This window comes from Roseivivax sp. CAU 1761 (assembly GCF_054482755.1).
Window position 1 is genome coordinate 40,548 of sequence record NZ_JBTLRM010000028.1, and the last position, 8,138, is coordinate 48,685.

General features: G+C 70.8%; 6 protein-coding genes and 1 tRNA gene. 5 read left to right on the forward strand and 2 right to left on the reverse strand.

Features of this window, described 5'->3' with window-relative positions:
• The first annotated feature begins 152 nt into the window (after nucleotides 1-152).
• From ACXYMW_RS15300 to ACXYMW_RS15315, 4 genes are all read left to right on the forward strand, one after another.
• The gene (locus ACXYMW_RS15300; protein ID WP_459036196.1) at nucleotides 153-491 is read left to right on the forward strand and encodes a P-II family nitrogen regulator; all 339 of its coding nucleotides are present in this window, start codon (nucleotides 153-155) and stop codon (nucleotides 489-491) included.
• A 46-nt stretch (nucleotides 492-537) separates the two neighbouring features.
• On the forward strand, nucleotides 538-1,881 hold the full coding sequence (locus ACXYMW_RS15305; RefSeq protein WP_459036197.1) for an ammonium transporter: 1,344 nt from the start codon (nucleotides 538-540) through the stop codon (nucleotides 1,879-1,881).
• Nucleotides 1,882-2,269: 388 nt separating this feature from the next.
• Nucleotides 2,270-4,234: a bifunctional 2',3'-cyclic-nucleotide 2'-phosphodiesterase/3'-nucleotidase gene (locus tag ACXYMW_RS15310; RefSeq protein WP_459036198.1), complete on the forward strand. Its 1,965-nt coding sequence runs from the start codon at nucleotides 2,270-2,272 to the stop codon at nucleotides 4,232-4,234.
• Nucleotides 4,235-4,301: 67 nt separating this feature from the next.
• Nucleotides 4,302-4,378, forward strand: a tRNA-Arg gene (locus ACXYMW_RS15315).
• Nucleotides 4,379-4,397: 19 nt separating this feature from the next.
• Here the strand turns inward: ACXYMW_RS15315 and ACXYMW_RS15320 are convergent.
• Nucleotides 4,398-5,600, reverse strand: a complete 1,203-nt coding sequence (locus ACXYMW_RS15320; RefSeq protein WP_459036199.1) for an MFS transporter — start codon at nucleotides 5,598-5,600, stop codon at nucleotides 4,398-4,400.
• A gap of 264 nt (nucleotides 5,601-5,864) precedes the next feature.
• Nucleotides 5,865-7,091, reverse strand: a complete 1,227-nt coding sequence (locus ACXYMW_RS15325) for a urate hydroxylase PuuD (RefSeq protein ID WP_459036200.1) — start codon at nucleotides 7,089-7,091, stop codon at nucleotides 5,865-5,867.
• 97 nt (nucleotides 7,092-7,188) lie between these two features.
• On the opposite strand from ACXYMW_RS15325, the gene ACXYMW_RS15330 reads away from it, so the two are divergent.
• Nucleotides 7,189-8,106: a LysR family transcriptional regulator gene (locus ACXYMW_RS15330; RefSeq protein ID WP_459036201.1), complete on the forward strand. Its 918-nt coding sequence runs from the start codon at nucleotides 7,189-7,191 to the stop codon at nucleotides 8,104-8,106.
• Nucleotides 8,107-8,138: the final 32 nt, after the last annotated feature.

The window sequence follows — 8,138 nt, forward strand, 5'->3', positions numbered from 1 at the left end:
CGATTGTGCAAATTTTGTGCAATTCTGTCCGACTTGGCGCCTGCGAATGAGGCAGTTCGGCTTCCCTCGCGGCCCGGCGGGGGCCCTTCTGCGGCGGTGAGGCGCGGCGCCGGACGGGTCCCGCGCGAACCGGACAACCGAAAGGGACCGAGGTGAAATTTATCATTGCAACGATCAAGCCGTTCAAGCTGGAGGAGGTCCGCGAAGCCCTGACCGCCATCGGCGTCCGCGGCATGATGGTGACGGAGATCAAGGGGTTCGGCTCGCAGTCGGGTCACACGGAGATCTATCGCGGGGCCGAATACGCGGTGAACTTCGTGCCCAAGGTGAAGCTCGAGATCGCCGTCACCTCGGCGATGGCCGACCAGGTGGTGGAGACGCTGATGGCGACCGCCAAGACCGGCAAGATCGGCGACGGCAAGATCTTCGTGCTCGACGTGGCGCAGGCGGTCCGGGTGCGGACCGGCGAGACCGACGATGACGCGCTCTGACCGTCCGGCAGGGCCCATCCACGCATTCTCAGGGGAAACCGAACACATGACCTTCAAGCATACTCTCGCTCTGGCCGGGGCCTTGGCGCTGCTGGCCGCGCCGGGCCTGGCGCAGGAGGCCGAAGCGGCGGCAGAGAGCGCCGCGGCGGCGCCGGACGTGACGCCCTACATCTTCACCACGCTGCTGTTCCTGGTCGGCGGCTTCCTGGTGTTCTTCATGGCCGCGGGCTTTGCCATGCTCGAGGCCGGGCTGGTGCGCTCGAAGAACGTCACCATGCAGCTGACCAAGAACATCGCGCTCTTCTCGCTGGCCTCGATCATGTACTGGCTGGTCGGCTTCAACCTGATGTATCCCGGCGACGGCTGGACCATTGGCGGCTGGCTCGGCGCGCTGTTCGCGCCGACGGCGCTTGAGCCGGTGGGGCTCGCGGCCTCCGACGCGGCGCTCGACTACGCCTCGGTGGCCTCGGACTTCTTCTTCCAGCTGATGTTCTGCGGCGCCACCGCCTCGATCGTGTCGGGCACCGTGGCCGAGCGCATCAAGCTCGGGCCCTTCTTGATCTTCGTGGTCATCCTGACCGGCCTGATCTACCCGATCGAGGCGTCCTGGCAGTGGGGCGGCGGCTGGCTGTCGGAGATGGGCTTCTCGGACTTCGCCGGCTCCACCGTGGTGCATGCGGCGGGCGGCTTCGCGGCGCTGGCCGGGGCGATCATCCTCGGGCCGCGGATCGGCAAGTACACCCGCGACGGCCGCACCGTGCCGATGCCGGGCTCGAACCTGGCGCTGGCGACGCTCGGCACCTTCATCCTGTGGCTCGGCTGGTTCGGCTTCAACGGCGGCTCCCAGCTCGCGGCGGGCACCGTGGGCGACATCACCGATGTCGGCCGGATCTTCGCCAACACCAACATGGCGGCCTCGGCCGGCGCGGTGGCGGTGCTGATCCTGACCCAGGTGATGTACAAGAAGCCCGACCTCACCATGGTGCTGAACGGTGCGCTGGCGGGCCTTGTCTCGATCACCGCCGGGCCGCTCGACCCGACGCTGTTCGGGGCGCTCTGGATCGGCGCGGTGGGCGGTGCCATCGTGGTCTTCGCGGTGCCGATGCTCGACAAGCTGAAGATCGACGACGTGGTCGGCGCCATCCCGGTGCACCTGATCGCCGGGGTCTGGGGCACGCTGGTGGTGCCGGTCTACACCGCCGATGCCAGCTTCGTGACGCAGATCATCGGCATCGTGGCGATCGGCGGCTTCGTCTTCCTGGTCTCGGCGCTGGTCTGGACCGTGCTGAAGGCGACCACCGGGATCCGCGTCGCCGAAGAGGACGAGATCAACGGCCTCGACATGGCGGAGCTCGGCATGGAGGCCTATCCCGAGTTCTCCAAGGGCTGACCGCCTCCTCCCAGGGTCAGCCGAACCAGGCCCGGGCGTGCGCGCCCGGGCCTTCTGCTGTCCGGCTGCACCGGAACGAAGGCGGCCGGCCGCGCCGCGCGCGATCCCGGGCGCGGGGTGGGCGCGGCGCTGCGCGGCGGCGCTTCCGGGACCGCGCTCCCGGGACCGCGCCGGCGCCGGCGACCGGGGCGGCGAACCCGCCGAAGGAGGCGTGCCCGATGCCGCCCGTCCCTCGGTCCGGCCCCCGTGATGCCGCGCCCGGATCGAGAAACCGCAAATGCGGCTCTGCCACGGCCGGCCCGGCTTCGTGCACCCTGCGGGTTGCGCGCCGGGCCCGGGCGGGATCACATACGCGCCGACCGGCAGGTCGGAGCGGAAAGGAGATTGCATGCCCGAGATCACCCGTCGCCGTTTTCTTGCCACCACCGCCGGAGCCGCCGGAGCAACGATGCTGCACCCCTATTCGGCCCGCGCCGCCGAGGGCCAGGCGCATCTGCGCCTGATGAGCACCACCGACCTGCACGTGCACGTCTTTCCCTACGATTACTATGCCGACCGCACCTCCGACACGGTCGGACTGGCGCGCACCGCGGCGCATGTCCGGGCGATCCGGGCCGAGGCGCGCAACAGCCTGCTGCTCGACAACGGCGATTTCCTGCAGGGCAACCCGATGGGCGATTACGTGGCCTACGAGCAGGGGCTCGAGGGCGACGCGCTGCACCCGGTGATCGCGGCGATGAACGCGGTCGGGGTGGAGGCGGCGACGCTCGGCAACCACGAGTTCAATTACGGGCTCGACTTCCTCGACCGGGCGCTGAAGGGCGCGACCTTCCCGCTGGTCTCGGCCAACGTGGTCCGCAAGCAGGGCGACAGCCCGCGCGAGGACACCACGCTGCTGCCGCCCTACGTGATGCTCGACCGCGTGCTGCTCGACGGCAGCGGCGTGCCGCAGCCGATCCGCATCGGGGTGATCGGCTTCGTGCCGCCGCAGATCATGCTGTGGGACCGCCAGCATCTCGAGGGCCGGGTCACCGCGCGCGACATCGTCGAGACCGCCGAGGCCTGGGTGCCGCAGATCCGCGAGGCCGGCGCCGACCTCGTCGTGGCGCTCTGCCATTCCGGCATCGGCGCCGCCGAGCACGCGCCCGGGATGGAGAACGCGGCGGTGCCGCTGGCCCGGGTCGCGGGGCTCGACGCGGTGATCACCGGGCATTCCCACCTGGTCTTTCCGTCGCAGGATTTCGCCGGCCGCGACGAGGTCGATGTCGCGGCCGGCACGCTGGCCGGCACGCCGGCGGTGATGGCCGGGTTCTGGGGCAGCCATCTCGGCGTCATCGACCTGCTCCTGGAGCGCGACGGCAGCAGCTGGCGCGTGGTCTCGAGCGAAAGCGCGGCGCGGCCGATCTACGAACGCGCCCCCGACCGCTCGGTGACGCCGCTGGTCGAGAGCGTGCCGGAGGTGCTGGCCAGCGCCGAGGCGGCGCACCAGGCGACGCTCGACTATGTCCGCCGCGGCGTGGGCGAGAGCCGCGTGCCGCTGCATTCCTACTTCGCCCTGGTGGCCGACGACCCCTCGGTGCAGATCGTCGCCGAGGCGCAAGCCTGGTACCTGACGCAGATGCTCGAGGGCACGCCCGAGGGCGCGCTGCCGATCCTCTCGGCCGCGGCGCCGTTCAAGGCCGGCGGCCGCGGCGGGCCGGACTATTACACCGACGTGCCGGCGGGCGAGATCGCCATCAAGCACGTGGCCGACCTCTACCTCTATCCCAACACGGTGCGCGCGGTGCGGGTCACCGGCGCGGAAGTGCGGGAATGGCTGGAACGCTCGGCCGGGCTGTTCCAGCAGGTGACGCCGGGCGCGCAGGACGCGGAGCTGATCGACCCGGACTTCCCGTCCTACAATTTCGACGTCATCGACGGCGTCAGCTACGAGATCGACCTGGGCCAGCCGGCACGCTACGCCATCGACGGCAGCCTCGCCAATCCCGATGCGCGGCGCATCCGCGACCTGCGCCATGACGGGCTGCCGGTCGAGGACGCGGCCGAGTTCATCGTGGCGACGAACAATTACCGCGCCGGCGGCGGCGGCAGCTTCCCCGGCGCCAGCCCCGAGACCACGGTGTTCGAGGCGCCGGACACGAATCGCGACGTCATCGTCCGCTACATCCACGAGAAGGGCAGCGTGGCCCCCAGCGCCGACGGCAACTGGCGCTTCCGGCCGATGCCCGGGACCAGCGTGATCTTCGCCACCGGGCCGGGGGCGGAGCGCCACCTGTCGGATCTGGGCGGCCGCGACATCGCCCCCACCGGGGAGATGCGCGACGGCTTCGCGCTCTACCGCCTGACCCTCTGACGGGCAGAACGGGCGAGACATTGCCGCGGCGATTTGCTAGGCGACGGACGCGGGCAGGGCCCGCCGCGGCCCCGTGGCTCAACTGGATAGAGCAGCCCCCTCCTAAGGGGCAGGTTGCAGGTTCGAATCCTGCCGGGGTCGCCACGTCTCCCGCGTCTTCGGGTCAGGTGCTCTCGGCCAGCGGCGCCGGCGCGGCGCGGCGGTGGAAGAGCGCGAAGACCACCCCCGCCATCACCACCAGAAGGATCGCCGCCACCGCGAAGCCGGTGCCGTAGCCCTGCGCCGCGATCAGCGGCGTGGCGAGGATCGGCGACAGGAACTGGCCGAGAAAGATCGCCGTGGTCAGCGCGCCGGAGGCGAAGCCGCGGCGCTCGGGCGGGGCGATCTCCAGCGCCAGGCTGAAGAAGGTCGGCATGACGAGCCCGAACCCGGTGCCCACCAGCAGCGCCGCGACGGCGATCAGCGGCACGGCCTCGCCGGCCTCCAGCGTGGCGAACCCCGCCGCCATGGCGAGAAAGCCGAGGGCCGGCGTGATGCCGCGGCCCAGCCGGGCGCGGATCGGCCCGAAGGCGAGCCCCACCACGCCGCCCGACAGCATCACCATGGCCAGAACCTGCGCCGCCACCGCCGGCGCGTCATGGCCGAGCGAGACGAGGTAGAAGGGGATCTGCGTCGGCATCAGATAGAACAGCACGAAGCCCAGCCCGCTTAGCAGCGTCACCGCGGCGAGGGTGCCGCGCCAGCGCGGATCGCCGGGCGCCGCCGCGGGGGAAGCGGCCCTGGGAGCGGGCTGCGGGGATCGCGGCACGTCGCGGATCACCAGCCACAGGAAGGGCAGGATCAGCGCGCCGGCGGCGTAGATCAGGAACGGCGCCCGCGGCGACAGCCCGGCCAACCAGCCGGCGAGCGCGATGAAGGCGAAGCCGCCGAAATTCACCGCCCCAATCTGGAAGCCCATGAAACGGTCGCGGGCGCGGCCGGCGAAGTAGTCGCCGATCAGCGCCGCCTGCGCGGTCATCACCATGGCGAGCGCCACGCCGAGCGCCAGCCGGCTCAGCAGGATGCCGGTCAGGTCCGGCAGCACCAGCCCGGCGCATCCGGCGACGGCATAGAGCGTCACCCCGGTGAGCAGCAGCGGCCGGCGGCCCCAGCGGTCGGCGGCGAGCCCCGCCAGCCCCGCGGTCAGCGCCACCATCAGGCTCGGCGCGGTGACCAGCAGGCGGGTCAGGAAGGCAGCGTTGGGATCGTCGGGAAAGCTCGCCTCGAGCCCCGGCAGGGCCGGGCTGATCACCGTGTTGGACAGGATCGTCAGGGTCGCGGCGCAGAGCAGCGCCAGCGCCCGCGGGTCTTTCAGGAAGGCGATCATGCGCAGCCCCGGCTTTTTAGAATACCATAAGGTTTCCTAAATATGCCGCAGAGCCCGCGCGCAAGGGGGAGGGGGTGCACAGGCGCTGTGCGGGGCATGCGAAACCGGGGTTGCGCGCGCTCCGGCCCGCGCCGGCCCTGCGGGGCCTGCGGCGCGATCCCGGGAGCGGCGGCGCGGCGGCCCGGACGCGCGGTGCCGACAGGCGGGGGCGGCTTCCGGTGGCGCCGCGTGACGTCCCGCGGGCATGCCGGCGCCGGAGCAGAATCAGTCGGCGGCGCGGTACCAGCGCACCAGCGCCGCGCGCTCCTCCGCGCCCAGGTCGGTGACGTTGGCAGGCGGCATGGCGTGGCTGAGCCCGGCCTGCAGGTAGATCTCGCGGGCCTGGCCCGCGATGTCGCCCGGGGTCTCCAGCACCACCCCCTTGGGGGCCCAGCGGATGCCCTGCCAGGCCGGTTCGCGGGCGTGGCACATCGAGCAGCGCGAGATCACGATGTCATGCGCCTCCTCGAAGCCCGGGGCTTCGGCGAAGCGCGTCTCGTAGGCGGTGAGGGGCCGCTCGGACGCCTCCTCCCAGGTGTCGCCGCCGGGCACCGTGGAGAGCCAGGCGATGGCCACGAAGAGCGCCACGGTGACCGCCCAGGTCCAGCCCGGCGCCGGCTGCCCGGCATGCTTCGTGTTGAAGTAGTGCCGGATGGTGACCCCCATCAGGAAGACCAGCGCGGCGATGATCCAGGCGTATTCGGTGCCGAAGGCCAGCGGATAATGGTTCGACAGCATCAGGAAGACGACCGGCAGCGTGAGGTAGTTGTTGTGGGTCGAGCGCAGCTTGGCGATCTTGCCGTATTTCGGATCGGGGACGCGCCCGGCCTTGAGATCGGCCACCACGATGCGCTGGTTCGGCATGATGATGAAGAACACGTTGGCGGTCATGATGGTGGCGGTGAAGGCGCCGAGATGCAGCAGCGCGGCGCGCCCGGTGAAGACCTGGTTGTAGCCCCAGGACATCGCCACCAGGAGGCCGAAGAGCAGCAGCATCAGCAGCGTCGGGCGCTCGCCCAGCGGCGACTTGCAGAGCAGGTCGTAGACGATCCAGCCGACGGTCAGCGAGCCCGCCGAGAGCAGGATGCCCTGCCAGAGCGCGAGGTCGGCCTTGCCGGCATCGATCAGGTAGAGCTCGCCGCCGACCCAGTAGACGATGGCCAGCAGCGCCGCGCCCGAGAGCCAGGTCGCGTAGCTTTCCCATTTGAACCAGACCAGGTGCTCGGGCATGCGCTCGGGCGCCACCAGGAACTTGCGGATGTGGTAGAAGCCGCCGCCATGGACCTGCCATTCCTCGCCATGCGCGCCGGGCGGCAGGTCGGGGGCCTTCTTCAGCCCGAGATCGAGGGCGATGAAGTAGAAGGACGAGCCGATCCAGGCGATGGCGGTGATCACATGCAGCCAGCGCACCGCGAAGGCCAGCCAGTCCCACATGATGGCGAGGTCGTACATGGCGTGTCTCCCGAAATGGTCGGCGGCCAGACTATGCGGCGGCGCCGCCTTTTGGTATTGCCTGACAAATCCAAGCTCATTCAAAAAAATCGGAACAGTGTCCTATCTCGAGAACATCCGCACCTTCGTGCGCGTCTACGAACTGGGCAGCATGTCGGCGGCGGGCCGGGATCTGCGCATCTCGCCGGCGGTGACCTCGGCGCGGATCTCGCAGCTCGAGGATCATCTGGGCGTGCGGCTGTTCCAGCGCACCACCCGCAACCTGACCCCGACCGAGCAGGGCCGGGCGTTCTACGGCGGCGCCTGCGAGGTGCTCGAATCGGTGGAGAAGGCCGAGGCGCAGGTGGTCGAGCTGACCGAGAACCCGCGCGGTGCGCTCTACGTCGCGGCGCCGCTGGGCGTCGGACGGCGGCTGATCGCGCCCCTGGTGCCGGATTTCCTGGCGCTCTACCCCGAGGTCAGCCTTCGGCTCAGGCTCACCGACCGCAAGGTCGACCTGACCACCGAGGGGCTCGACCTGGCCTTCTTCCTCGGCCAGCCCGAGGACAGCAACCTGCGGATCCGCAAGATCGCCGATTGTCCGCGGGTGCTGGCGGCGGCGCCGGCCTATATCGCGGCGCGGGGCCGCCCGGCCTCGGGCGCGGCGCTGCTGCGCGACGGGCACGAATGCCTGAACCTGCGCTTCCCCGGCGCCACCGAGTTCCAGTGGCGGCTGCAGACCCCGGAGGGGGTGAAGCGCTTCGCGGTGAAGGGGCGCTACGAATCGGACGACGGCGACGTGCTGACCGACTGGGCGCTCGACGGGCACGGCATCGTGCTGAAGCCGGTCTTCGAGATCGCCGACCACCTGGATGCCGGGCGGCTGCTGCCGGTGGCGCAGGAGACCCCGCCCGAGCCGGTGCAGATGGCCTGCCTGTTCACCCATCGCCGGCGGCAGGATCCGAAGACCCGGCTGTTCATGGAATTCGTCATCGACCGGGTGGGCGAGGCGGTGCGGCGGGCGCCCGGCGCCTGAGCCCGGGCCGGCCCGCGTGCGGGCGCCGGCGC